This window comes from Cryptosporangium aurantiacum (assembly GCF_900143005.1).
GTDB lineage: Bacteria > Actinomycetota > Actinomycetes > Mycobacteriales > Cryptosporangiaceae > Cryptosporangium > Cryptosporangium aurantiacum.
In genome coordinates this window covers 1-25990 of record NZ_FRCS01000011.1, presented here as the reverse complement: position 1 = coordinate 25990, position 25990 = coordinate 1, and the positions used below count along the sequence as shown (strand labels likewise).

At 70.5% G+C, this 25990-nt stretch carries 22 protein-coding genes and 2 pseudogenes; 19 read left to right on the top strand and 5 right to left on the bottom strand.

Annotation, left to right across the window (positions count from 1 at the left end):
* The first annotated feature begins 462 nt into the window (after positions 1-462).
* From nhaA to BUB75_RS30320, 3 genes are all read left to right on the top strand, one after another.
* On the top strand, positions 463-1767 hold the full coding sequence (gene nhaA, locus BUB75_RS30330) for a Na+/H+ antiporter NhaA (protein WP_073261648.1): 1305 nt from the start codon (positions 463-465) through the stop codon (positions 1765-1767).
* Between the two features lie 100 nt (positions 1768-1867).
* On the top strand, positions 1868-2758 hold the full coding sequence (locus BUB75_RS30325) for an ABC transporter ATP-binding protein (RefSeq protein WP_073261646.1): 891 nt from the start codon (positions 1868-1870) through the stop codon (positions 2756-2758).
* A complete protein-coding gene (locus BUB75_RS30320; protein ID WP_073261644.1) occupies positions 2755-4389 on the top strand; it encodes an ABC transporter permease in 1635 nt (544 codons plus the stop codon). Before BUB75_RS30325 ends, BUB75_RS30320 begins: the two co-directional genes overlap by 4 nt.
* Here BUB75_RS30320 and BUB75_RS48595 read toward each other — a convergent pair.
* From BUB75_RS48595 to BUB75_RS30305, 3 genes and pseudogenes are all read right to left on the bottom strand, one after another.
* A pseudogene (locus tag BUB75_RS48595) lies at positions 4365-4712 on the bottom strand (dihydrofolate reductase family protein). The gene BUB75_RS30320 and the pseudogene BUB75_RS48595 sit on opposite strands and share 25 nt — an antisense overlap.
* Before the next feature lie 62 nt (positions 4713-4774).
* On the bottom strand, positions 4775-5230 hold the full coding sequence (locus BUB75_RS30310) for a hypothetical protein (RefSeq protein ID WP_073261642.1): 456 nt from the start codon (positions 5228-5230) through the stop codon (positions 4775-4777).
* Entirely contained in the window at positions 5227-5784 is a 558-nt protein-coding gene (locus BUB75_RS30305) for a PadR family transcriptional regulator (RefSeq protein WP_218617847.1), read from the bottom strand. Before BUB75_RS30305 ends, BUB75_RS30310 begins: the two co-directional genes overlap by 4 nt.
* 264 nt (positions 5785-6048) lie before the next feature.
* Here BUB75_RS30305 and BUB75_RS45625 point away from each other — a divergent pair, with 264 nt between their 5' ends.
* The gene (locus tag BUB75_RS45625; protein ID WP_073261640.1) at positions 6049-7539 is read left to right on the top strand and encodes an ankyrin repeat domain-containing protein; all 1491 of its coding nucleotides are present in this window, start codon (positions 6049-6051) and stop codon (positions 7537-7539) included.
* Here the strand turns inward: BUB75_RS45625 and BUB75_RS30295 are convergent.
* Positions 7533-7898 (bottom strand): DUF1844 domain-containing protein, encoded by a 366-nt coding sequence (locus BUB75_RS30295; RefSeq protein ID WP_073261638.1) that lies wholly within the window; start codon positions 7896-7898, stop codon positions 7533-7535. The genes BUB75_RS45625 and BUB75_RS30295 overlap by 7 nt on opposite strands.
* A gap of 234 nt (positions 7899-8132) precedes the next feature.
* On the opposite strand from BUB75_RS30295, the gene infC reads away from it, so the two are divergent.
* The 6 genes from infC (at position 8133) to pheT (ending at position 14273) form a co-directional block, all read left to right on the top strand.
* A complete protein-coding gene (infC, locus tag BUB75_RS30290; RefSeq protein ID WP_073261636.1) occupies positions 8133-8708 on the top strand; it encodes a translation initiation factor IF-3 in 576 nt (191 codons plus the stop codon).
* Between the two features lie 82 nt (positions 8709-8790).
* Positions 8791-8985: a 50S ribosomal protein L35 gene (gene rpmI / locus BUB75_RS30285; RefSeq protein WP_035850665.1), complete on the top strand. Its 195-nt coding sequence runs from the start codon at positions 8791-8793 to the stop codon at positions 8983-8985.
* An 86-nt stretch (positions 8986-9071) separates the two neighbouring features.
* Positions 9072-9461: a 50S ribosomal protein L20 gene (rplT, locus tag BUB75_RS30280; RefSeq protein ID WP_073261634.1), complete on the top strand. Its 390-nt coding sequence runs from the start codon at positions 9072-9074 to the stop codon at positions 9459-9461.
* Positions 9458-10294 (top strand): TrmH family RNA methyltransferase, encoded by an 837-nt coding sequence (locus tag BUB75_RS30275; protein WP_084741896.1) that lies wholly within the window; start codon positions 9458-9460, stop codon positions 10292-10294. Before rplT ends, BUB75_RS30275 begins: the two co-directional genes overlap by 4 nt.
* A 410-nt stretch (positions 10295-10704) precedes the next feature.
* The gene (gene pheS, locus BUB75_RS30270) at positions 10705-11775 is read left to right on the top strand and encodes a phenylalanine--tRNA ligase subunit alpha (protein WP_073261630.1); all 1071 of its coding nucleotides are present in this window, start codon (positions 10705-10707) and stop codon (positions 11773-11775) included.
* The gene (gene pheT, locus BUB75_RS30265) at positions 11775-14273 is read left to right on the top strand and encodes a phenylalanine--tRNA ligase subunit beta (protein WP_073261628.1); all 2499 of its coding nucleotides are present in this window, start codon (positions 11775-11777) and stop codon (positions 14271-14273) included. Before pheS ends, pheT begins: the two co-directional genes overlap by 1 nt.
* Before the next feature lie 48 nt (positions 14274-14321).
* Here the strand turns inward: pheT and BUB75_RS45620 are convergent, their stop codons facing one another.
* Positions 14322-14789, bottom strand: coding sequence for a nuclear transport factor 2 family protein (locus BUB75_RS45620; RefSeq protein ID WP_143175504.1), 468 nt, complete (start codon positions 14787-14789; stop codon positions 14322-14324).
* 144 nt (positions 14790-14933) lie between these two features.
* On the opposite strand from BUB75_RS45620, the gene argC reads away from it, so the two are divergent.
* The 9 genes and pseudogenes from argC to tyrS all read left to right on the top strand — a co-directional run bounded on the left by argC (position 14934) and on the right by tyrS (position 24630).
* On the top strand, positions 14934-15962 hold the full coding sequence (argC, locus tag BUB75_RS30260) for an N-acetyl-gamma-glutamyl-phosphate reductase (RefSeq protein WP_073262009.1): 1029 nt from the start codon (positions 14934-14936) through the stop codon (positions 15960-15962).
* Positions 15959-17314: a bifunctional glutamate N-acetyltransferase/amino-acid acetyltransferase gene (locus BUB75_RS47840; RefSeq protein WP_143175503.1), complete on the top strand. Its 1356-nt coding sequence runs from the start codon at positions 15959-15961 to the stop codon at positions 17312-17314. The genes argC and BUB75_RS47840 overlap by 4 nt, the downstream gene beginning before the upstream one ends.
* Before the next feature lie 14 nt (positions 17315-17328).
* A complete protein-coding gene (gene argB, locus BUB75_RS30245; RefSeq protein ID WP_073262007.1) occupies positions 17329-18231 on the top strand; it encodes an acetylglutamate kinase in 903 nt (300 codons plus the stop codon).
* Positions 18228-19508, top strand: a complete 1281-nt coding sequence (locus tag BUB75_RS30240) for an acetylornithine transaminase (RefSeq protein ID WP_084741895.1) — start codon at positions 18228-18230, stop codon at positions 19506-19508. Before argB ends, BUB75_RS30240 begins: the two co-directional genes overlap by 4 nt.
* Positions 19505-20431, top strand: coding sequence for an ornithine carbamoyltransferase (gene argF / locus BUB75_RS30235; protein WP_073261626.1), 927 nt, complete (start codon positions 19505-19507; stop codon positions 20429-20431). The genes BUB75_RS30240 and argF overlap by 4 nt, the downstream gene beginning before the upstream one ends.
* Before the next feature lie 87 nt (positions 20432-20518).
* A pseudogene (locus tag BUB75_RS48590) lies at positions 20519-21007 on the top strand (arginine repressor); the annotation flags it as partial.
* A 314-nt stretch (positions 21008-21321) separates the two neighbouring features.
* Entirely contained in the window at positions 21322-22761 is a 1440-nt protein-coding gene (gene argH, locus BUB75_RS30225; RefSeq protein WP_073261624.1) for an argininosuccinate lyase, read from the top strand.
* Complete coding sequence (locus tag BUB75_RS30220; protein ID WP_073262003.1) at positions 22758-23369, top strand: DNA-3-methyladenine glycosylase; 612 nt, start codon at positions 22758-22760, stop codon at positions 23367-23369. Before argH ends, BUB75_RS30220 begins: the two co-directional genes overlap by 4 nt.
* Positions 23353-24630, top strand: coding sequence for a tyrosine--tRNA ligase (tyrS, locus tag BUB75_RS30215; protein WP_342761159.1), 1278 nt, complete (start codon positions 23353-23355; stop codon positions 24628-24630). Before BUB75_RS30220 ends, tyrS begins: the two co-directional genes overlap by 17 nt.
* The last annotated feature ends 1360 nt before the right edge of the window (positions 24631-25990 follow it).

Sequence of the window (25990 nt, the reverse complement as noted above, 5' to 3'; positions counted from 1 at the left end):
CCCGAAACCTGTCGTTGACGATCTAGCGCGGTTGCGGCAGCCGTACTGGTGACCCCGAAACATCCGCAACTGCCGCGTCCTGCGTTCCACGCGACTCCACGGCCCTTGGGGCAGCGTCGAGGGCCCTCGCAGGCACACCGCGATCAGCGTCGAGGTCTTGGCCTACGCCCCGCCGTCAGCGGTCGGGCCCGCACGGGGCGCTGGCCTCGCTAGGGGACCGCCCCAGGCGAAGCGGCCGGGCCGGGCTGCACGTGCCAGGCCCGCCGAATACCGCACGGTTCGAATATTGCTGTCTACCAGCACCGCCAGTGATCGTGTAGGTTCCCGCGCCGTTGTGACGCCGGGGTGACTGCGGACCCCACGGTCACGACGACCGCGCTGAGCAGGTAAAATGACTGACTAGGTGTGCCGGGAAGTCTGGTCGGCGATGTCCGACCCGACCCCACACCCCCGGGAGGCGCCGTGCGCCCGCTCTCCGACAAGCCCCGTCTACTGGCGCGTGGTTCCTGGCCGGAGGCTCGGCGGGTCGCCGCCGTTCTGCGCCGCGAAACCGTCGGGGGTGCGCTGCTGCTCGCTGCAGCCGTCGTGGCGCTGATCTGGGCGAACTCGCCCTGGTCGGGTGGCTACGAGTCGCTGCGTGACGCGCGTTTCGGGCCGGAGAGCCTGCATCTGGACCTGACGATGGGCCATTGGGCCGCCGACGGGCTGCTGGCGATCTTCTTCTTCGTCGCCGGCCTGGAACTCAAGAGGGAGTTCGTCGCCGGTGACCTGCGCAGTCCTGCGCGGGCCGTGGTGCCGATCGCTGCCGCTGTCGGTGGGGTGACGCTGCCGGCGCTCTTCTATGTGGCGATCAACCTGTTCGGCGGCGGTTCGCTCAGGGGGTGGGCGATCCCGACCGCTACCGACATCGCGTTCGCCCTGGCCGTTCTCGCGGTGATCAGCAGTCACCTGCCTTCGGCTTTGCGGACGTTCTTGCTGACGTTGGCGGTTGTGGACGATCTGATTGCGATCCTGATCATCGCGGTTTTCTTCACCCAGACCTTGGACGTACTCCCCCTGATGGGTGCGCTGGTTCCGCTCGGTCTGTTCACCCTGCTAGTCCAGCGACGCGTCCGCTCCTGGTGGGTCCTCCTGCCGCTGGCGATGGCGACGTGGGCGCTGATGCACGCCTCCGGCGTCCATGCCACCGTCGCGGGGGTCCTGCTTGGTTTCGCCGTGCCGGTCATGCGCAGCCAGAAGGCCGGCGGCCCGGACGCCGGGGCCGGGTTGGCGGAGCATTTCGAGCATCGTTTCCGGCCAATCTCGGCCGGGGTGGCGGTGCCGGTATTCGCGTTCTTCTCCGCCGGCGTCACCGTCGGTGGTCTGTCCGGTCTCGCAGCGGCCCTGGCCGACCCGGTCGCGGTCGGCGTCATCACCGGTCTGGTGGTGGGCAAGGCGATCGGGATCTCCGGCACGACATGGCTGGTGGCCCGGTTCACCCGCGCCAGCCTCGATGAGGGCCTGGCCTGGGTCGACGTCGTCGGGCTGGCCGTCCTGGCCGGAATCGGATTCACCGTCTCGCTTCTGATCGGCGAGCTCGCGTTCGGTGCCGGCAGCGAACACAATGAGCACGCCAAGGTCGCTGTCCTCACCGGGTCGCTGCTCGCCGCCCTCCTGGCGAGCGTGATCCTGCGCGCCCGTAACCGCGTGTACCAGCGCCTCGCCCAGGAGGAGCGCGTTGATGCCGACGCTGATGGCGTCCCCGACGTCTATCCGCGGCCGGAATAGCCCTCTTCCCGGCCACCGCGGGTAGGAGTACCGTCACTTCCGGTGCGCCGGGAAGTCTGGTCGGCAACGTCATATCCATGCCGACCGGAAGGTTCCGGCGATGACTGTTTCCGCCGTGCGCACCCAGGGCCTCAGCAAGCTTTACGGCTCCACGACCGCCGTCGAGGACCTCACGATCGACGTCCCTGCCGGTGAGGTGTTCGGTTTCCTCGGCCCGAACGGCGCCGGGAAATCCACCACGATCCGGCTGCTCCTGGGTCTCGCTGCACCCACCAGGGGCCGGTGCTGGTTGTTCGACGTCGACAGCCGGGATGTGGCCACCGCCCACCAGCGGGTCGCCTACGTGCCGGCGGACGTCGCGCTCTGGCCGCGGCTGACCGGCAAGGAGATCCTCCACCTGCTCGCCGCCATCGGGCCGGGCACCGACACCGCGTACCGGTCCGAGCTGGTCGACCGGTTCGAGGTCGAGGTGTCCAAACGGGCCGGTGCCTACTCCACCGGCAACCGGCAGAAGATCGCACTGGTCGCCGCGTTCGCCACCCGCGCGCCGCTGCTGATCCTCGACGAGCCCACCAGCGGCCTGGATCCGCTCATGGAACGCGAGTTCCGCCGCGCGGTCGCCCAGGCCCGAGACCGCGGCCAGTCCGTCTTCCTCAGTTCACACCAGCTCGCCGAGGTCGAAGCGGTCTGTGACCGGGTCGGGATCCTCCGCGGCGGGCGTTTGGTCGAGACCGCTACCGTCGCCGACCTGCGCCGACTGCACCGGTCGGAGGTCACCGTCACCTACACCGGCACGATGCCCGACCTCGATCTTGTGCCCGGCGTGGAGAGCATCGAGTTGCTCGGTGAGGGGCGGCTGCGGTTCGCGCTGACCGGCCCACCCAGCCCCGCGCTGCAAGCGCTTGCCCGCGTCGATGTCGCGGCGCTGAATGTCCGGGAGCCGAGCCTGGAAGAGATTTTCCTCGACTACTACGGTGAGGTGGCCCGATGACCACCACGCTCACTGTTCCCACCGCCACGATCGGGACCGGTCGCGTGCGCGCCGCTCGCGCCCTCACGGGCCTGGCAGCCCGGCAGATCCGCTTCGGTGCAGTGGTCGTCGTGCTGGTCGCGGCGGGCATGACCGCGTTCGTCGCCGCGACCGCCGGCACCCTCCTCGCCGAGCGAGAAGGCGTCGAGTCGCTGCGCGCGCTGGCCGGCAATCCCGCGATCCGGACGCTGTTCGGCGAACCGATCAGCCTGGACACCGTCGGCGGGTTCACCGTCTGGCGCACGGCAACGCCGCTGGCCGTGATCCTCGCGGCGTGGGTAAGCGTTACGGCCACCCGCATCACCCGCGGCGAGGAAGACGCCGGCCGCTGGGGCCTCCTGCTCTCCGGCCGCGCGCCGATGCGGCGGGTCCTCGCCGGGCATCTCGCCGTGCTGATGGTCGTGCCGGTCGCCGGCGGTGCAGCGGTGACGGCGACCCTCGCGGCCAGCGGCGCCGGCGGCCGGGGCGCGGCTGTTCACGGCGTCGGTCTGGCCGCGCTCGGCGCGTTCTTCGCCGGCACCGCGGTGCTGGCGGCACAGGTCTTCGCCGCCCGCTCGGCGGCTACCGGCACCGCGGTCGGTGTGCTCGGTATCGCCCTGCTTCTGCGCATGGTCGGCGACGGCGTGGAAGCCATCGGCTGGCTGCGTTGGCTTTCCCCGCTCGGATTGCTGGAACTCTCCGGTCCTTATGGCCGGGACAGGTGGGCGCCGCTGCTGGTTCTGCTGATCGCGTCGGTGGCGCTCTACGCGGCAGCGTTCGCTGCCGCCGGACGGCGGGACGTCGCTGCAGGCCTTGTGGCGTCCCGCTCGGTTCGCCCGGCCCGGCTGAGACTGCTCGGCTCGGTGGAGGGCTTCGCGTTGCGGCGTCTGTTGCCCGCCTTGGCCGGGTGGGCTCTGGCGCTCACGGCGTACTTCCTGCTCATCGGTTTCACCGCGCAGACCACGATCGACTTCCTCACCGACAACCCCACGTTCGCCGACCGGGCGTCCGGTGCCGGTTTCGAGCTGGCCTCGGTGAAGGGTTTCGCCGCCACCCTCTTCGCGATCCTCGCCTTGCCCGTCGGTGGCTTCGTCGCGGTCCGGATCGCTGCCTTCGCCGAAGAAGAACACGCCCGGCGCGTCACGCTCCTGGCCACCGCACCGATCATCCGGCTTCGCCTGCTGAGTGCCGAAATCGCCGTCACCGCCGCCGGTGCGGTCCTCCTCTGCCTCACCGCGGGCGTCGCGACCTGGCTCGGCGTCCTTGCGGGCGGCAACCGCGCACTCTCCTTCACCGGCGCCCTCGCCGGAACCCTCAACACGTTGCCGATCATCGCGCTCTGCCTCGGCGCCGCCGTCCTCGCACTCGCCTGGGTACCCCGTGCCGTCGCGGCACTCGGCGGGTTGCCCGCCGCCGGCGGATTCCTCTGGCTCACCCTCGCGCTCGACGCTGAAGCTCCCGCGTGGATCGTGAACCTCTCCCCGTTCGCGCACCTCGCATCAGTGCCCCTCACCGGCGTCCACTGGACCGCCACAGCTGTCATGACAGCGCTCGCAGCCCTTGCTGTGATCACGGGAGCCGCTGGATATCAGCGTCGCGACCTCCGCGGTTGACGCCGAGAAGCCTGCAGGTCCGGCGCCTGGGTCTCGACGAGTTCGAGATCCACCCGACGCCCGCGCTGGGGAAGAACGGAATGCCACCGCGGACCAGCACCGGGTATCCCTGACGCGGTATTCGTCGATCAGATCCAACGCCGCAGCCGCAGCCTCGGCGGCGAGAGTCGCGCAGCCGAGCGCGATGTCGCTCCGACCTCTCGGTTCTCTTCGAGGGAGAGGCGGAAGACCTTGTCGTCGGGAACCGTCCAGTCGAAGCCGCCGTCCGGCCCGACGATGTAGCCGTCCACAGAGACGGCCATCGAATAGGTCACGCTGTGCACCAGAAGTCCTCCTCGTCAGGCGTTCAGGGCCGCACACCACAGGCCTCATAGGGGCTCGCGGGCTACGGCCTCCGAGCGAGACGGACGCCCACGACGGTGAGCAGCAGGACGTAGGGCGCCCACCCGAACCGTTCCCACGGGCTGGACGACGCCAGGTTCATCAGCGTCCCGAGTGCGGTGATGCCCACCAGGACCCAGGTCAGCCGCCGGCCTCCGGCTCGCGGGAAGCGACTGATCACGCCTCCGCGGCTGAGTGCGTGGAGGGCTGCGAGGATCCAGAAGACGGCGGCGAACGTGCTGACCAGGCGAAGGCTCGGGGCTAGCCGGCCGGTGTCGGCGCCGCCGAACGCCGCGGCGCCGAACGGCGCGCCGAGAGCGAGCGCTACCTGGAAGAGGCTGACGACGAGGAACCCGCAGGCAAGGACGGTGGCGAGCCGCCGGGTGTGCTGCGTGACCGCATCGTCGGCGGGAGCCGGGGACGGCGTCGGAACGGTCGGGGTCGACGGGCGTGACGTCACGGGTTCTCCTCGGCGGGAAGGTTCGCAAGTGCGGCCAGGGTCTCGTCGGCCCAGGCGATCGTCGCTCTGGCGGCGTGCTCGCCGGCGGAGACGGTGAGGAGCCAGTACGGACTGTCGGCGGTGTTCTGCTGGTCGTTCCGCAGTTCCTCACGCACGGCCGACATGTGGGCCAGTTGCTCCACCGCCCGTCGGCGCGCGGCCTCGACGAGGTCCCGGCAGGCTTCGGGGCCCAACTGGCGTCCGAAGAAGAGGCGGAGAAGCAGTCCGTTGCGTGGCCGCGCGGGTTGTTCGGGCTGGGCGAGCAACTCCCGCAACCGGGCGGTCCCGTCGCCGGTGATCGCGAACGTGGAGGAGCCGGTGCGCTCGGCTCCCCGTCGCTCGACCAGTCCCTGTCGCTCGAGCTCGGCCAGCGTCGGGTAGATCTGGCCGAAGCTCTCGTTCCAGAAATGCCCGAGTGTGTTCTGTATTTCGCTCCGCAGGGCGTAACCCGTCATCGGCATGACGCTCAGCGCGCCGAGCACCGCAGTCTGGGTTTGGTCGCCACGTGCCATCATGCCTCCAATGTATCTCCTAGATACCTATCTAGAAGATACATTGGTCGTCAACGGGTGGTGATGGTGGCTCGATCAATCCGCGCAGGTCACAGACGACCGTCCCGACCCCACTGGATGGACCCGCGAATGAACTATCGTCGACGGTGGCTGTCAGGTAGCCACCGGTCCGCGGAAATGGGCACAGCCCACCTGAATTGCGAGTGACCTGGCAGTGCCCTCCTTTCGGCCTGACAAGCGGACATCAGGCACACGAGAGGAGGCCCCGTGCCCTCGCGCTTGCCCCGTCACCCCCATCTCGACGTCCTCCGCCGCGAAGCTCGAACTCTGCAACGTGCGGCCCGTTCCGGCGACCCCGCCGCGCTCGCCCGTGTTGGCGAGCACCACGGGCGACCGGCGACCCCCGAGTTCCCCCTCGCTGCCGCGCAGCTAGTCGTCGCTCGCGAGTACGGATTCGCCAGCTGGCCACGGCTGCGTCGGTACGTCGATGTGGTGACCGACTACGGCTGGGACGGCGCGGTCGCGTCGGTACCGGCTTCCAATCCGGCGGACGAATTCTGCCGGCTAGCGTGTCTGACCTACACCGACGACGATGGGCCGCACCGATGGGCGGCCGCCGCGCGCCTACTCGCGGAGCAGCCGGAGTTGACCCGGACGCACATCTGGGCGGCGGCAGCGGCGGGTCGGCCCGCGGACGTCCGCGCGTTTCTGGCCGGCGATCGGAGTTTGGCGCGTGCCCGTGGCGGTCCGTTCGGTTGGCGGCCGCTGTGTTATCTGACCTATTCGCGTACCGATGCCCTGGACGCGGTGGCGGTCGCAGGCGAGTTGCTGGCCGCCGGCGCTGACCCGGGCGAAGGCTTTCTATTCACCGGCCAGCCCTACACGTTCACGCCGCTCACGGGCGTTCTCGGCGGTGGTGAACGGAGTCAGCCGCGGCACCCTCGCTGGCGGCAGCTGGCCCGGCTGCTGCTCGATGAGGGCGCCGATCCCAACGACGACCAGGCGCTGTACAACAACATGTTCTCGCCCGCGAACGACCACTTGGTGCTGCTCTTCGAGTACGGCCTCGGCCATGCCCGCAGCGAGAGCTGGAGCGCGCGCCTGGTAGCCAGCCCGGGCCACATGCTCCGCACCCAACTGCGCTGGGCGGTCGAGCACGATCAGCTCGACCGCGTGCGGCTGCTGACCGTGCACGGTGTGAACATCGACTCACCGTACGAGGGCGACCGGCCGGTCTGGGCCGCCGGCGACGGGCGGACGCCGATCGAGCTCGCGCTGCTCTACGGCAACACCGAGATCGCGGACTACCTGCTCGCGCATGGCGCTCGGCCACCGCGGCCGGACCCGGTCAGTGAGCTGATCGCAGCGGCGTTTCGCGCCGACCGTGCTGCGGTGCAGTCCGTTCGCGACCGGAACCCAGGTGTCTTGGAGGAGACTCTGCGTGCCCGCCCGGGCCTCGTCGTCTGGGGCGCGGCGCAGGCGCCGGCCGGGGTGGTCGAGTTGCTTGTCGAACTCGGCTTTGGCGTAAACGCGCTGGGCCGCGCGGACGCGCCGGTCGAACAGGAATGGGAGACCGCGCTGCACCACAGCGCGGGCGAGGGCGACGTCGATCTCACCCGGCGGCTGCTTGCGCTGGGTGCGGACCCGCTCGTCCGCGATCGGCGATTCGACGCCACTCCGCTGGACTGGGCCCGGCATCTCCACCAGGAAGCTACTGCCCGGCTGCTGGAGGCGCCCGGCTCAGCGTCCGATCAATAGATGGGGCCGGTCAGCTTCTCGCCCGGGCCCTGCCCGGGCGGGTCGGGAATGACCGACGACTCGCGGAAGGCGCGCTGCAGACTGGACAGCCCGTCGCGGAGCGGCGCGGCGTGGGCGCCGAGGTACTCCACGGACGCGGTGACGAGGCCCGCGAGCGCGGTGATCAGGCGGCGGGCCTCGTCGAGGTCACGGTGGGGCGAGCTGTCCGGGTCATCCGACGCCAGGCCGAGGCGCTCCGCGGCGGCGCTCATCAGCATCACGGCCGCGCGGCTGATCACCTCGACGGACGGGATCTCCGCGAGGTCCCGGATGTCCGGTTCGAGGGAATGCACATCGTTGGCTGGGTGTTCAGAACTCATGCCTGGTACCCTGGCAGAACGACCAGCCGTCCGCGCAGCGGGTGGCAGCCAAGAGGAGCCCCGCTCCCACCCGAGCAGCCGAGAGGCGGCAGGGTCCGGTCATCGGCGGCAGCTGTCGCCGGAGCGGCATTGCCGCTGACCGGTCGAGTGGGCCCCAGCGTGCGCTGGGGCCTTTCGTGTTGTGGGGTTCCACCGGGCATGGTCAATGACTAGAAGTACGTCCGAGGAGGTCCCATCAGCGTAGAGCTGCGTGTGAACGACCAGATCCGTGCCCGCGAGGTACGTCTCGTCGGTCCGGAAGGGGAGCAGGTCGGCATCGTTCCGGTTGCCGAGGCCCTGCGCCTCGCCCAGGACACCGACCTGGATCTGGTCGAGGTCGCGCCGACCGCGCGACCGCCCGTCTGCAAGCTCATGGACTATGGAAAGTTCAAGTACGAGAGCGCGCAGAAAGCACGGGAGGCGCGGCGTAACCAGAGCCTCACCGTGATCAAGGAAATGAAGCTTCGGCCGAAGATCGACCCGCACGACTACGAGACCAAGAAGGGTCACGTCGTGCGCTTCCTCAAGGCCGGCGACAAGGTCAAGATCACGATCATGTTCCGTGGCCGTGAGCAGAGCCGTCCCGAGCTGGGTTTCCGGCTTCTCAAGCGGCTCGCCGACGAGGTGACCGAGCTCGGCTTCGTCGAGTCGGCTCCCCGTCAGGACGGCCGCAACATGATCATGGTGATGGCTCCGCACCGGGCTTTGAAGACCGTTGGCCAGCGCGGCCAGGGGGATGAAGCAGAAACAGACGCCCCCGCGGACGTCTGACGCGTGACGGGCGGCGCGGCACCCGGAGCACGGGCGCCGCGCCCCGGTACGTCCTGAGTAGGTACATCAACAAGGAAAACTGATGCCGAAGAACAAGACCCACAAGGGCACCGCCAAGCGCGTCAAGCTGACCGGTACCGGCAAGCTGCGTCGCCAGAAGGCGAACCGCCGCCACCTGCTGGAGCACAAGTCCAGCACCCGGACCCGGCGGCTGGACGGCACGACCGACTTCGCGCCGACCGAGACCAAGCGCATCAAGCGGCTGCTCGGTATCTGAAGTCCCGCAGTAATTTCGTTGACCACTGATCGTCGCCGCCCGATACCGGGGTCCGGACGACGACCGCAAGAAGGACAGGTGTACCCGTGGCACGCGTGAAGCGGGCGGTCAATGCCCAGAAGAAGCGCCGGACCACCCTCGAGGCCGCGAAGGGTTACCGCGGCCAGCGCTCGCGGCTCTACCGCAAGGCCAAGGAGCAGCTCCTCCACTCCGCGACCTACTCCTACCGCGACCGCAAGGCGCGCAAGGGTGACTTCCGCCAGCTGTGGATCACTCGCATCAACGCTGCGGCGCGGGCCAACGGCCTGACGTACAACCGCTTCGTCCAGGGCCTGCGTCTCGCCGAGGTCGAGGTTGACCGGAAGGTCCTCGCCGACCTCGCCGTCAACGACGCCGCTGCGTTCGCCGCGCTGGTGGCCGTGGCCAAGGCCGCGCTGCCCGAGGACACGTCGGCTCCGCGTGAGGACGCGGCCTGACCAGGTCTGCTGATCGTTTGACGCGACCCGAGGATCCGCCGCTCGCGAGTGGTCGGACTCCTCGGGTCGCTGCTGCTCGGCGTCTGACGCGCCGGTCGCGGCGGGATTCTGTCCGGCAGTTCCTGGCCGAGGGTCCACAGGCCGTGCGGGAGGCGCTGGCCCTCGATCCGGACGCCCCCGGCGCGCCGTCGATGGTCTTCGGGACCGTTCCGGCGCTTTCGCGGTACGCGGACCTGGTCGCGGGCGCTTCGGTGCCGGTGATCGCCGTTGACGACGCGGGCATGGCCGGGCTGTCGGAGACCGTCTCGCCGCAGGGGCTGGTAGCGGTGTGTTCGTTCCTGGACGTGCCGCTGTCGGCCGTCTCGGGATCGCTGGTGGCCGTGCTCGCGGAGATCCAGGACCCGGGGAACGCCGGGACCGTGCTGCGGACGGCCGACGCGGCGGGTGCGAGCGGCGTCGTCTTCACCGACGGCAGCGTCGATCCTTACAACGGCAAGTGCGTCCGGTCGTCGGCCGGGAGCCTGTTCCATCCGCCGGTCGTGCGGGGGGTTTCTGCGCCTTCGGCGATTGCCTCGCTTCGCTCGGCAGGCCTGCGGGTGCTGGCGGCCGACGGGTACGGCGAGGCCGATCTCGACGACTTGGCGGACGCCGGGGAGCTGGGCAAACCGACCGCATGGGTGTTCGGCAACGAAGCGCGGGGGTTGCCGCCGGAGCTCGCCGAGCTGGCGGACCGGCGGGTGCGGATCCCGATTCACGGCCGCGCGGAGAGCCTGAACCTGGCCGCTGCGGCGGCGGTGTGTCTGTACGCGTCGGCGCGTGCCCAACGCCGGTAGGGGTTTGAACGGTGTTCACAGCGGTGGCCGGATCTGGCCGCGAAGCGGTCTGCGGGTGCGGGCAGCGGTTGCTGGACCTGACCGCGGAGCGGTCTGCGCGTTCGCATGCACAGCGGTCGCGCTCCGTGAACACGGATGCGGCGCGGCCGATCGCGGTCGCCAGCGGCGTCGATGTCGTGTCGGACGGATCCGCTAGAGTTTTCCCATCACGACCACTCGGGTCGCGCGGTACGAGGAGGGGCGAGCGGTGCGCCACCGGCACGAGTTTCGTCGGCCCGCCGGTAGGGCCTGAGCGCTCCGAACGCCGGCGGGCTGCGGCTGAGCCGCCCGACTAGTAGACCGTGGTCACCTCGCGCGCGCCGTGGCGTCTGCCCGCGCGTGCGTTCAGTCGGAGGACGGAACCCCACCGCATGTCTGGACCCAACGACGTGTACGACCCCAAGCAGGTCGCCCTGCTGAGCGCGGAGGCACTCGGCGACACCACGCTCGACGCCGAGAAGGCGTTCGCGGACGCCGTCGACCTGGATGCGCTGCACGCCGCGAAGAGCGCCCACCTCGGCGACCGCGCTCCGGTTTCGCTGGCCCGCCGCGAGCTCGGCGCGCTGCCGCCGCAGGCCCGCGCCGACGCGGGCCGCCGGGTGAACGAGACCCGCAAGGCCATCCAGGCGGCGTACGACGCCCGCGAGGCAGTGCTGGTCGCGGAGCGTGACGAGCGTGTGCTCCGCGAAGAGACCGTCGACGTGACGCTGCCGTTCGACCGGCGCCCACGCGGAGCCCGGCACCCGATCGCGGCGCTGATCGATCGCGTCAGCGACCTGTTCATCGGCATGGGCTACGAGATCGCCGAGGGCCCCGAGATCGAGGCCGAGTGGCTCAACTTCGACGCGCTGAACATCGCGCCCGACCACCCGGCACGCACCATGATGGACACGTTCTTCGTCGAGCCGCCCGAGGGCGGGCTGGTGCTCCGCACGCACACCTCGCCGGTCCAGGCCCGCGTGATGCTCGAACGGCGGGAACCCCCGATCTACATCGCCGCGCCCGGCCGGGTGTTCCGCACCGACGAACTCGACGCGACGCACACCCCGGTGTTCAGCCAGGTTGAGGGCCTCGTGATCGACAAGGGCATCACGATGGCGCACCTCCGCGGCACGCTCGACCACTTCTCCCGGGCGATGTTCGGGCCGGAGGCGGTCACCCGCTGGCGGCCGTCTTACTTCCCGTTCACCGAGCCGTCCGCGGAGTTCGACGTCTGGTTCCCGCACGCCAAGGGCGGTCCGCGGTGGATCGAGTGGGGCGGCTGCGGCATGGTCAATCCGCGCGTGCTGATCGCGTGCGGCATCGACCCCGACGTCTATACCGGCTTCGCGTTCGGCATGGGCTTGGAACGGGCCCTGCAGTTCCGGCACGAGGCCACTGACATGCGGGACATGGTCGAGGGCGACGTCCGGTTCTCGACCGCTTTCGGGATGGAGATCTGATGCGCGTCGCGCTGTCCTGGCTCGGCGAGTACCTCGACGTTGCGGGCCGCTCGGTCGAGGAGATCGACGCCGCTTTTGTCCGTGCCGGGCTCGAGGTCGAGGCCGTGCACCGGCCGGGTGCGGACGTGTCCGGTCCGCTGGTGATCGGCCGCGTGCTCTCGGCCGTGGAGCTGACCGACTTCAAGAAGCCGATCTGGTACTGCCGCGTCGACGTCGGGCCCGAGCACAACGGGGACGAGGGGAGTCGCGGCATCGTCTGCGGTGCGCCCAACGTGGCCACCGCGGAGTACGTCGTCGCGGCGTTGCCCGGTGCGGTGCTGCCGGGTGACTTTGCGATCGCCGCCAGGAAAACCTACGGGCACGTGTCCGACGGGATGATCTGCTCCGGACGTGAGCTGGGGATCAGCGACGACCACAGTGGAATCCTGGCCTACTCGACGGCCGAGCTCCCGTCCGGCGTGGAGCCGGGCAGCGACGCGAAGCCGCTGCTCGGCCTGGACGACGTGGTGTTCGAGCTGGCGATCACGCCGGACCGCGGCTATTGCTTCTCGGTGCGCGGGCTGGCGCGGGAACTCAGCCACTCGCTGGATGTGCCGTTCCGCGACCCCGCGTCGCTCGTGGACGCCCCCGCCGCGACCGCGGAGCCGCCGCACCCGGTCGTCGTGGAGGACCCGGTCGGCTGCGACCGCTTCTACGCGCGGGCCGTGCGCGGGTTGAACCCCGCGGCGCCCTCGCCGCTGTGGATGAAGCGGCGCCTGCAGGCCGCCGGGGTGCGCTCGATCTCGCTGGCCGTCGACGTCACGAACTACCTGATGCTCGAGCTGGGCCAGCCGATGCACGCGTTCGACCGTTCTGCGCTCACCGGTCCGATCGTGGTGCGGCGCGGGCGACCCGGGGAGCGTCTCACGACGCTCGACGGGGCCGACCGGGTCATCGATCCGGAAGACCTGCTGATCACCGATGACACCGGCCCGATCGGGCTGGCCGCGGTGATGGGTGGCGCCACGACCGAGATCAGCGACGACACGACGGACGTGCTGATCGAGGCGGCCCACTGGGATCCGGTCTCGGTGGCGCGGACCGCGCGGCGGCACAAGCTGCCCAGCGAGGCGTCCAAGCGGTTCGAGCGGGGTGTCGATCCGGAGATGACCGCGGTCGCCGCGGAAGCCGCGGTGCGGTTGCTCGTGGAGTACGGCGGGGCCGTGGCCGACCCGAACGTCCTCGATGTGGACGCGCGGCGAGCCATCGAGCCGATCCGGCTACCGGTCGGGCTGCCGTCGCGGGTGATCGGCGTGGACTACTCGCGGTCGACCGTGGAGCGTCGTCTGCGGGACGTCGGGTGCACGGTGACCACCGCCGGCGAGGACGAGCTCTGGGTGTTGCCCGCCAGCTGGCGCCCCGACCTCACCGACCCGATCGACCTGGTCGAAGAGGTCGCACGGTTGGAGGGCTACGACAACATCCCGTCGCTGCTGCCGCCGACGCCGTCGAGTTCGGGCCTCACCGACGGTCAGCGTCGTCGCCGTTCGGTGGCGCGGACGCTGGCCGAGGCGGGCTTCGTCGAGGTGCTCAGCTACCCGTTCGTGTCGCCGACCGTCCACGACGCGTTCGGGCTCGACCTGGACGACCCGCGCCGGAACGCGGCCCGGCTGGCGAACCCGCTCTCGGACACCGAGCCGGAGATGCGTACCAGCCTGCTCCCCGGCTTGCTCAAGGCGGCGCAGCGCAACATCGGCCGCGGGCAGCGGGACGTGTCGCTGTTCGAGCTGGGGCTGGTCTTCCATCCGGCTTCGGGTGCCGCTGCGGCGCCCCGGCTGGGCGTCGACCGGCGGCCGACCGACGAGGAGCTCGAAGCGCTCTTCGCGGCGGTACCCGCGCAGCCCCGCCACGTGGCGGTAGTGCTCGCCGGTGACCGCGACCCGGCCGGGTGGTGGGGGCCGGGGCGTGCGGCGTCGTGGGCCGACGCGATCGAGGCGGCGCGCACCGTGGCCGCGGCCGCCGGCGTGACGCTCGAGGTGCGGCGGGGCGAGTTGGCGCCGTGGCACCCCGGCCGATGCGCGTCGCTCGTGGTCGACGGCCACGTCGTGGGGCACGCGGGCGAGTTGCACCCCCGGGTCGTCGCCGCGCTCGAATTGCCGGCGCGCACGGCGGCGATGGAGCTGAACCTGGACGCGTTCCCCGACTCCGTGGTGCCGACCGCGCCCGTGATCTCGCCGTTCCCGCCGGCGCTGCTGGACGTGGCACTCGTAGTCGGCGAGTCCGTACCATCGGCGGAGGTGGAGGCCGCGCTCACGGAGGGCGCCGGGCCGCTGCTGGAGTCGGTGCGGTTGTTCGACGTCTATACGGGGTCGCAGGTGGGTGAGGGACACAAGTCGCTCGCGTTCGCGCTGACGTTCCGCGCCCCCGATCGGACGTTGACGGTGGAAGAAGCCACCACAGCCCGAGACGCGGCCGTCAGCACCGCCGCCACGACCTGCGGCGCAGCACTCAGGGCCTAACTAGAAGTGTCACTAGCGGTGCGTGACTGGCAGTCGCGCACCGCTAGATTACTTTTCTTGGGCCGAGCACACTTTGTTGTTCTCGACAGTGAAAATCACGTTGGCCCGGCGGACGAAGGTTTCGCCGTTGCGTTCAACCTGATAGGTGACACGAGTGTCGAGCAAAACGTTGTCGCCTCGACCTTCCCTTGAGCCCTCGTTGGTCCATCGCACGTCCGTAAGAGTTACGCCGTCGTCCGCAAATCCCTTGTGGAATTCGTCGATGAGGTTGGCAGCTTCCTCCTGGGATCCAGAGCATATGACCTCGGATAGCTCGCTAGGATCACGATTCTGGAGGCTAAGAAAGTATTGTGATATCGCCTCGGATGGATTCTCCGGCGAATCATCAAAATACTGGTAGAGGAACCATCCAAGTACTGAACAGACAGCAAGAGCGGCAGCCGCTAGCACGGCGAGAACTATCGCAAGTGTCTTCCGCCGCTTGCGGTCGGCGAAGTTTTCTGGCTGTTCGGCCATTCGCAACAGCCCTCCTGCGCGTTAAAGACGGTACGCCAAGGCTACCGGCGTGCTGTGCTGCGACCGGAGCGTGCCGTGGCCACCGTTGCATGGGAATCCGAGAGGATGCATACTCATACGTAGACCGGTGATCGGAGGGGCGTGGTGGGTGTGCGGGCGGCGGTAGCTGGTGCCAGCGGATACGCAGGCGGAGAACTCCTCCGCCTCCTCCTCTCCCACCCCCACATCGAACTCGGCGCCCTGACCGCCGCGTCCAGCGCCGGCACGACCGTCGGCGAGCACCACCCCCACCTGGCCCCGCTGGCCGACGTCGTCCTCCAACCGACGACGATCGAGACCCTCCAGGGACACGACGTCGTCTTCCTCGCCCTCCCGCACGGTCACTCCGGTGAGATCGCGAAGGCCCTTCCCGAGTCCACGGTTGTCATCGACTGCGGCGCCGACTTCCGGCTGGCCGACCCGGTCGCCTGGAAGCGCTGGTACGGCAGCGACCACGCCGGCACCTGGCCCTATGGCCTGCCGGAACTTCCCGGCGGCCGGGAGGCACTGCAGGGGGCCCGCCGGATCGCGGTCCCGGGTTGCTATCCGACCTCCGCGAGCCTGGCCCTCGCACCGGCCTACGCTGCCGGGATCGCCGGTCCGGACGCGGTGGTGGTCGCCGCTTCGGGAGCCTCCGGAGCGGGCAAGTCCCTCAAGCCGCACCTTCTCGGTGCCGAGGTGATGGGTTCGCTGTCGGCCTATGGCGTCGGCGGTGCTCACCGTCACACGCCGGAGATCATTCAGAACCTGAGCGCCGCCGCCGGTGAGCCGGTCAGCGTCTCGTTCACCCCGGTTCTGGCGCCCCTGCCGCGCGGCATCCTTGCGACCTGCACGGCACCCGCGAAGCCCGGCGTCACCACCGAGAGGCTGCGCGAGGTCTACGAGACCGCCTACGCCGACGAGCCGTTTGTCAGCGTGCTCCCTGCGGGACGGTGGCCCACCACGGCAGCGACCCTGGGTGCCAACACGGCGCAGATCCAGGTCGCGCTGGATGAGGACGCCAACCGGATCGTCGTCGTCGCAGCGATCGACAACCTGACCAAGGGCACCGCGGGCGCCGCGGTGCAATGCCTCAACCTGGCCCTCGGACTGCCCGAGACCACAGGCCTGCCGACGACGGGAGTAGCACCGTGAGCGTCACCAGCGCGAAGGGGTTCCAGGCCAGCGGCGTCGCGGCCGGTCTCAAGAGCAACGGCGACCCGGACCTGGCGCTGGTGGTCAACATCGGCCCGCTCGACGCCGCCGCCGGTGTGTTCACGACGAACCGCGTCAAGGCCGCGCCGGTGCTCTGGAGTGAGCAGGTCCTCAAGGCCGGACGGCTGACCGCGGTGGTCCTGAACTCCGGGGGCGCGAACGCCTGCACCGGCCCGGCCGGTTTCCAGGACACGCACGCCACCGCGGAGCGGGTCGCGGAGCGGCTCGGCTGCGGTGCAGCCGACGTCGCGGTCTGCTCGACGGGCGTGATCGGCGTGCGGCTGCCGATCGACGCGTTGCTGTCCGGCGTCGACGCCGCAGCCGCGGCGCTCGGAACGGCCGCCACCGCCGACGGCGGCGGCGCCGCGACCGCCGACGCCACCACCGCTACCGCCGGCGCCACCGGCAACGGCGCCAACACCACCGCCGACGCCGACGCCTACGGCAACGGCAACGCCTACGGCAACGCCGACGGCAACGGCAACGCCTACGGCAACGCCGACGGCAACGGCAACGGCAACGGCAACGGCAAGAACACCACCCCCGGCGGCACCGCCGCAGCCCGCGCCATCATGACCACCGACACCCACCCCAAAACCACCACGATCCACGGCAACGGATTCGTCGTCGGCGGCATGGCCAAGGGCGCAGGCATGCTCGCACCGGCGCTGGCCACGATGCTCTGCGTCCTCACCACGGACGCGATCGCCGACGCCGACACGCTCGACGCCGCCCTGCGGGCCGCCACCGCCCGCACGTTCGACCGGATCGACTCCGACGGCTGCATGTCCACGAACGACACCGTGCTGCTGCTCGCGTCCGGCGCGTCCGGCGTGCGCCCCAGCGCGGAGGAACTCGAAGCCGCGGTCACGCAAGCCTGCCAGGACCTCTCCCGCCAGCTCATCGGCGACGCCGAGGGGGCGTCCAAGGAGATCGCGATCACCATCACCGGCGCGGCCACCGAAGCAGAGGCGGTTACGGTTGCGCGGGCGATCGCCCGGAACAACCTGCTGATGTGCGCGCTGTTCGGCAACGACGCCTACTGGGGCCGGGTGCTGGCCGCGGTCGGCACCACTGACGCCACGTTCGACCCCGACCAGCTCGACGTGTCGTTCAACGGCGTGCAGGTCTGCAAGAACGGCGCCGCGGATCCCGACGCCCCCACCGTCGACATCTCCGGCCGCGACCTGGCGGTGGGCGTCGACCTGCACGCCGGCACGGCCGAGGCCACCGTGTACACCAACGACCTGACGTTGGCCTACGTCCACGAGAATTCGGCATACACCTCGTGACGGCCACCGATCACATGCTCTCTGCACGCGACATCGAAGCCGCACAGCGCAAGGCCCGGGTCCTCATCGAGGCGCTGCCGTGGCTCAAGCGGTTCAACGGCGCCGTCGTCGTCGTCAAGTACGGCGGCCACGCGATGACCGACGAGGCGCTCAAGCGCGCGTTCGCCGCCGACATGGTGTTCCTGCGCTACGCCGGCGCGCGTCCCGTCGTCGTCCATGGCGGTGGACCGCAGATCTCGTCCATGCTCAACCGGCTCGGCATCGACAGCGAGTTCCGCGGCGGCTTCCGCGTCACCACTCCGGAGACGATGGACGTCGTCCGGATGGTGCTCGTCGGGCAGGTCGGCCGGGAACTCGTCGGCCTGATCAACGAGCACGGGCCGTTCGCCGTCGGCATGTCCGGCGAGGACGCTCATCTCCTCACCGCCACCCGCCGGTCGGCGACCGTCGATGGGGAGCAAGTGGACGTCGGCCTCGTCGGTGACGTCGCCACCGTCAACCCGGCAGCGGTCTGGGACCTGATCGAGTCCGGACGCATCCCGGTGATCTCCACCGTGGCCCCGGACGCCGACGGCCAGGTGCACAACCTCAACGCCGACACCGCGGCGTCCGCGATCGCGGTCGCGCTCGGCGCGCAGAAGCTCGTGGTCCTCACCGACGTCGAGGGCCTCTACACCCGCTGGCCCGACCACGACTCGCTGGTCAGCCAGATCGGCACCCAGGAGCTGGAGGAGCTGCTCCCGTCGCTGTCGGCGGGCATGATCCCGAAGATGGAGGCGTGCCTGCGCGCGGTCCGCGGCGGCGTGCCCCAGGCGACCGTGATCGATGGGCGGGTGGCGCACTCCCTGCTCCTGGAAATCTTCACCGAGGAAGGATTCGGCACGATGGTCGTTCCCAGCCCGGAGGCGGCCTCATGACCGGCTCGCCCACCCCGCCCGCGGCCCCGCAGTCCGTGTCCGCCCCGGATAACCCCGAGGGTCTCTCCGCCCGCTGGCGCGCCGCGCTCATGGACAACTACGGCACCCCCTCGACCGCGCTGGTCAAGGGCGACGGCGCCACCGTCTGGGACGACCGGGGCCGCCAGTACGTCGACCTCTACGCCGGAATCGCGGTCAACGTGGTCGGGCACGCCCACCCGGCGATCGTCGAGGCGGTCTCCACCCAGATCGCCACGCTCGGCCACGTATCGAACCTGTTCGCGAGCGTCCCGGCCGTGACGCTGGCCGAGCGACTGCTCGCGCTGTCCGGCCGCGACGGACGCGTCTACTTCTGCAACTCCGGCGCGGAGGCCAACGAGGCGGCGTTCAAGCTGTCCCGACGTACCGGTAAGACGCACGTCGTGGCCGCGCACGGCGGATTCCACGGCCGGACGATGGGCGCACTGGCGCTCACCGGCCAGCCCACGAAGCGCGACCCGTTCCTGCCGCTGCCCGGCGACGTCACGCACGTCCCGTACGGCGACGTCGACGCGCTCGCCGAAGCGGTCACCGACGAAACCGCGATGGTGATCCTCGAACCGACGCTCGGCGAGGCCGGTGTCGTCCCGCCGCCGCCCGGCTACCTCGCCGAAGCCCGCCGCATCACCACAGCGCACCACGCGCTGCTCGTCCTCGACGAGGTGCAGACCGGCATCGGACGCACCGGCTACTGGTTCGCCCACCAGGCCGACGGCATCCAGCCCGACGTCGTGACGCTCGCGAAGGGCCTCGGCGGCGGGCTCCCGCTCGGCGCCTGCATCGCGTTCGGGGACGCCGCCGAGCTGCTCGGTCCGGGCAGTCACGGTTCGACGTTCGGCGGCAACCCGGTCTGCTGCGCCGCAGCGCTGGCCGTGCTCGACACGATCGTCGCCGAGGACCTGCTCGCGCGCGCCAAGCACCTGGGCGAGCGGCTGCGCGCCGGCATCGAGAACCTCGACGGCGTCGCCGAGGTGCGGGGGAGCGGTGCGCTGCTCGGCGTCGTCCTGACCGACTCGGTGGCGAAGGCCGCCGAGGCGGCCCTCGCCGATGCCGGCTTCCTCGTCAATGCGGTGGCTCCCGGCGTGCTGCGGCTGGCCCCGCCGTTGGTGCTCACCGACGAACAGGTGGACGCCTTCCTCGCGGCCCTCCCGGCAGCGCTCACCGCCGCCACGGCGCCCCCGGCAACGCCCGCCGCGGCGCCCCCGAAACCCCCCACTACCACCGGGAGCACGCGGTGACCCGCCACTTCCTCGCCGACGACGACCTCACCCCGGACGAGCAGTCCGAGATCCTCGAGCTCGCGCTCCGGATGAAGGCCGACCGGCACGCGTTCACCCCGCTGGCCGGCCCGAAGAGCGTCGCCCTGCTGTTCGACAAGCCCTCGACCCGCACCCGGGTCTCGTTCGCGATCGGCGTCGCCGAACTCGGCGGGTACCCGCTGCTCCTGGACTCCGGGAGCAGCCAGCTCGGCCGTGGCGAGACGATCGAGGACACCGCCCGCGTCCTCGACCGGCAGTGCGCCGCGATCGTCTGGCGGACGTTCGGCCAGGAGCGCGTCGAGGCGATGGCGAGCGTCAGCGCGGTGCCGGTCGTCAACGCGCTCACCGACCTGTTCCACCCGTGCCAGATCCTGGCCGACCTGCTCACGATCCGGGAGCGCTTCGGCACGGTGGCCGGCCGCACGCTCACCTATCTCGGTGACGCGGCGAACAACATGGCCCACTCGTACCTGCTGGGCGGGGCGGTCGCCGGCCTCCACGTCCGGATCGCCGGCCCGGAGAACGCCCTGCCCGACCCGACGATCGTCCAGCGCGCGAAGACGATCGCCGAAAGGACGGGCAGCGAAATCACGATCACCGACGACCCCAAGGCGGCCGCCGACGGCACCGACGTCCTGGCCACCGACACCTGGGTCTCGATGGGGCAGGAGACCGCGAACTCCGCCGACCGCCTGGCCACCCTCGCGCCGTACCGGGTCGACGCCGATGCGGTCGCGCTGGCGGCGGCCGACGCGATCGTGTTGCACTGCCTGCCGGCCTACCGGGGCAACGAGATCAGCGCCGACGTGCTGGACGGCCCGCGTTCGGCGGTCTGGGACCAGGCGGAGAACCGTCTGCACGCGCAGAAGGCGTTGCTCACCTGGCTGCTCGACCAGCCCTGATCGTTATCCTCAGCGACCACAGCCGACGACTGCCAGCGACCGAAGAGCCAGCGACCGACCCGACGAGCGACGGACGATGAGCAACCGACGATGAGCAATCCGGTGACCAAAGCGGCCCGCCACGCCCGGATCAGCGAGCTGGTCCGTTCCACGCCGATCCCGTCGCAGACCGTGTTGGCCAGACTCCTGGCCGACGAGGGCATGGCCGTCACCCAGGCCACGCTCTCCCGCGATCTCGAGGAACTCGGCGCGGTCAAGCTGCGGGGGGCGGACGGGTCACCGGCCTCATACGTCCTGCCGGAGGAGGGCGCGGCCCCGATGCGGCCGTCGGTCGCGCCACCCGACCTGCTGGTCCGGCGCCTTCAGGAACTTCTGACCGGCGCCGAGGCCAGCGGCAACCTGGTGGTGCTCCGGACGCCGCCCGGCGCCGCGCAGTTCCTCGCGTCCGGCCTGGACCGCTCCGGCCTGCCCGACATCATCGGCACGATCGCCGGCGACGACACGATCCTCGTCATCACCCGCGACCCGGCCGGCGGCCAGGCGTTCGCCGCCAAAGCACTCGACTGGGCCCACCGCGGAACGACACCCGGCCCGGCCGGCGCCCCGGGCCACCCCAGCACGCCGGGCGATCCCGGCGCCCCGGGCCGCCCCAGCACGCCGGGCGATCCCGGCGCCCCGGGCCGCCCCAGCACGCCGGGCGATCCCGGCACGCCGGGCCGCCCCAGCACCCCGGGCGATCCCGGCACGCCGGGCCGCCCCAGCACGCCGGGCGATCCCGGCACCCCGGGCCACCCCAGCACGCCCGGCGACGCCGACACGCCGACCCACACCCGACCCGCGGCGCCCGACCTCGTATCGTCGCCTGACTCGACCTTCTCCAAGGAACCTTCGTGACCCACCCCGAGCCCAACGCAGAGACGACCCGCCTGTGGGGCGGCCGGTTTTCCGGCGGACCGGCCGAGGCACTGGCCCGGCTGTCCGTCAGCGTCCACTTCGACTGGCGCCTGGCCCCCTACGACCTCGCCGGCTCCCGCGCCCACGCCCGCGTCCTGAACCGCGCCGGGCTCCTCACCGCCGACGAGCTCCACCTGATGCTCAAGGCGCTCGACGAGCTCGAGAAGGACTGCGCCGAGGGGGCATTCACCCCGACGATCGACGACGAGGACGTCCACACCGCCCTCGAACGCGGCCTCCTCGAACGGCTCGGCGCGCTCGGCGGCAAGCTCCGCGCCGGCCGCAGCCGCAACGACCAGGTCGCCACCGACCTGCGCCTCTACCTGCGCGACCACGCGCGCGGCGTCGCGAAGGGCCTCACCGACCTGGCGGACGCACTCACCGAGCAGGCCGAGAAGCACAAGACCGTGCCGGCCCCGGGCATGACCCACCTCCAGCACGCCCAGCCGATCCTGTTCAGCCACCAGCTGCTCGCCCACGTCCAGTCGTTGCTCCGCGACCTCGACCGCCTCACTGACTGGGACGACCGCGCCGCGGTCAGCCCGCTGGGTGCCGGAGCCCTCGCGGGTTCCTCGCTGCCCCTCGACCCGGATGCGGTCGCGAGAGAGCTCGGTTTCTCCCGGAGCGCGCAAAACTCCATCGACGCGGTCAGCGACCGGGACTTCGCCGCGGAGTTCCTGTTCGTCGCGGCGCTGATCGGCGTCCACCTCTCCCGGCTGGGCGAAGAGTTCGTGCTCTGGACGTCGCAGGAGTTCGGCTGGGTCACGCTCGACGACGCGTTCGCGACCGGCAGCTCGATCATGCCGCAGAAGAAGAACCCGGACATCGCCGAACTCTCCCGCGGCAAGTCCGGCCGGCTGATCGGCCACCTCACCGGCCTGCTCGCCACGCTCAAGGCGCTTCCGCTCGCCTACGACCGTGACCTGCAGGAAGACAAGGAGCCGGTGTTCGACGCGGTCGAGACGCTCGACGTGCTCCTCCCGGCCCTCACCGGCATGGTGCGCACGATGCACGTCCACACCGAGGTGCTGGAGAAGTCGACGCCCACCGGCTTCGCTCTCGCGACCGACGTCGCCGAGTGGCTGGTCCGCAAGGGGGTCGCGTTCCGCGACGCGCACGAAATCGTCGGCGCTCTGGTAGCGAAAGCAGCGCACCGCGGCATCGAACTCGACGACCTCACCGACGACGACCTCTCCGAGGTCAGCCCGCACCTCGACCCCTCGGTCCGCAGCGTGCTGTCGGTCGACGGAGCCCTCCGCGCCCGCACCACCCCGGGCTCCACCGGCCCGGACGCGGTAGCGGTCCAGCTCAGCGAAGCCAAAACCACGATCGAGCACTTCAAGAACTGGGCGGCAGAGCAAGTGGTGCCCCGCTGAGCCTGGAACACATCCTGGAAGGACCGCCCGAGGAGGCCGCACCAGCGCTCCTCGGGCGGTACATCCACGCGCACGGGGTCACGGTCCGGCTTACCGAGGTCGAGGCCTACGCGGGCACCGCCGGTGACCCCGCCTCGCACGCCCACCGCGGCCCCACCCCGAGAAACGCCAGCATGTTCGAGGGCCCCGGCACGCTGTACGTCTACTTCAGCTACGGCATGCACTGGTGCGTCAACATCACCTGCGGACCGGTCGGCGTCGCCTCCGCCGTCCTGCTCCGCGCCGGACAGGTGGTCGACGGCCTCGAGCACGCGCGACGAGGCCGCACCATCCCGCTCAAGGACCTCGCCCGCGGCCCCGCCCGGCTCGCCAAGTCACTCGGACTCGACCGCACCGCGGACGGCACCAACCTCCTCGACGGCAACGGCCCGCTCACGATCGTCCCCGGCCACGACCTCGGAGGGCGGATCAGAACCGGCCCCCGCACCGGCGTCTCGAAGGAGGCCGACCGGCCGTGGCGGTTCTGGATCGACGGGGACCCGACAGTCAGCCCGTATAGGCGTTCGCCCAGAGCTGTGCAGATACGGAATGATGCTGTGCGTGAGTGACTTCCTCGACGAACTACGCTGGCGTGGCCTGATCGCCCAGACCACTGACGAACAGGCCCTGAGCGCGGCCCTCGACAACGCCCCGCTCACGGTTTATGCCGGGTTCGACCCCACCGCGGCGAGCCTGCACGCCGGTCACCTCGTCCCGCTGCTCACGCTGCGCCGTTTCCAGCAGGCCGGCCACCGGCCGATCGTCCTGGCCGGCGGCGCCACCGGACTGATCGGTGACCCCAGCGGTCGCTCCACCGAACGCGTCCTCAACACCCCGGAGCGCGTCCGCGAGCTGGTCGAAGCCCTCCGACCCCAGCTGGCGAGGTTCGTCGACTTCGAGCAAGGCGCTCTCCTCGCCAACAACCTCGACTGGACCGCCTCCGTCTCGGCACTCGACTTCCTCCGCGACGTCGGCAAGCACTTCCCGGTCACCCAGATGCTCGCGCGCGAGTCCGTCGCCGCCCGCATCAACTCCGGTGGACTGAGCTACACCGAGTTCAGCTACCAGCTCCTCCAGGCCAACGACTTCCTTCAGCTCTACCGTGACCAGGGTTGCCGCCTCCAGATCGGCGGCAACGACCAGTGGGGCAACATCACCGCGGGCCTCGACTACATCCGCCGCGTCACCGCCAACGAGGGCGGCCCCGCGCACGCGCTCACGCTCCCGCTGCTCACCAACGCCAACGGCGAGAAGTTCGGCAAGAGCACCGGCGGCGGCTCCGTCTGGCTCGACCCCGACCTCACCAGCCCCTACGCCTGGTACCAGTTCTGGTTCAACACCGACGACCGCGACGTTGTCGCCAGGCTCAAGACGTTCACGTTCCTCGACCGCAAGGAGATCGAGGAGCTCGAGATCGCCGTTGCCGAGCGCCCCGCGGCCCGCCTGGCCCAGCGTCGGCTCGCCGAAGAGATGACCACGCTGGTCCACGGCGCCGACGAAACCGCCGCCGTGAACACCGCCAGCCAAGCCCTCTTCGGCCGCGCCGAGCTGCGTGACCTCCCCGGAGAGACGCTCCGCGCCGCGCTCACCGAAGCGGGCTTGCACCAGGTGACCGGCGAACTCCCGACGGTCGCGGCATTGCTCCAGGCCTCCGGCCTCGCGTCGAGCCTCTCCGAGGCCCGGCGCACGGTCCGCGAGGGCGGCGCGTACGTCAACAACGTCAAGGTCACCGACGGCGAGGTCCCTCCCTCCCGGGAGGAACTGCTCCACGGCCGCTGGCTGGTGCTCCGCCGCGGCAAGCGCACAATCTCCGGTGTCGAGGTCCTTTAGATCTACGCCTGCCTGGCGCGCGCCGGTCGCTTCCGCGTCCGGCGCGGCCGGTGGCGGGCCGCGCGACGCGCGGTTCCGCCGTCGTTGGCGCGGGAGGGGTCCTTCCTCCGGTCACTACTCACCGCACCACACTGTGCCGACCCCCGCAGTGGCGCCGGGCCTCGCCACCGCAAGTGGACGCATTCAGGCAAGTGATAGGTCGCCTGAACGCGCCCACTCGGCCTCCTGACGGCCGGGCCTCACACGACCCGGATGCCTGGCGTTCGCGGTCGTCGGCGCCGCGGTGTCCACGAACGTGGCCCGGTTCGCCGACACCGTGCGGGGCCCGTCAGATGAGGGGTTCTCGGGCTGTAACAGGTGCCTTAGAGGCCGGTTCCGCGTATCCGGCGTCGAAGGGTCAACGTCGTCCCGCCCCAGACCCGCCGCAGCCCACCCCGCGAAGACCGCACGCCGACCCGCTCTGTGCCAACAGCGGGGCCGCCCAGTGCAGGATCAACAGTGGTGCCGTTCCGCGTAGAGCCGACACCACCGTGGGCAGGGCCGGCTCGTGGTCGGGGTAGACCCAGGTCCAACAGCGGTGCCGTCACGCCGGTAGGTCTGTGGTGACCGGGGCTGGCGGTGGTCTGTGGAGATTGGTTGTTGCTCGTTCGCTGAGGTGGCGGTCGTCCCTTGTCGGATGGCGCCGGGGCCGGTGCTCGTGGCGCGACGAGCGCCGCTGGGCGACGTGGCCACCGGCGGCAGAGACGCCACCGACTGTGCCCGGAGAGGTGTGGCCACCGCCACGTCCGGGCGGTTTGCGGATCGTCGGCGAGCCGCGTAGATTTCATCGAGCCCGCAGGGGAGACGGACACCAGCCGGTCGCGCAAGCGGCGGAGTGGACGGCCCGCGGGAAAGCAGCCGATCTGACCGGTGCGAACCGGGCGGTAGTGCTGTGCCGGGCGAGGCGGCCGAATTTGGCGCCGCGGGATCGACCGGATACGCTGGGAAGCCCGAGCGAACAGCGCCTCAACGGCGCGGTTTGTGACGGTGTAGGGGCCAGGCCGAAAGGAACTGTGCGAATTTGGCGCAGCGAATTCGACCCGGTAAGCTGGGAAACGCAAGACGGCGAGCGGAAATCGTCTCCGACAGGAGCGATAAAGCAAGCCGGAATTGCACTTCCGGCGCTCGATCGGAAAGCGGAGCGAATTTGGTTCTGCGAAACGGTTCGGGTAAGCTTGAAAACGAAAGACAGCAAGCCTCAACGAAGTCCTAGCGGGCGGGTTTGATGCGCGTGTGTTGTTTGAGAACTCAACAGTGTGTTCAAAAGTTAGTGCCAAGTGTTTTACCCTCGGCCCATCGTTTGGTGGGTTGATGGTTCCTT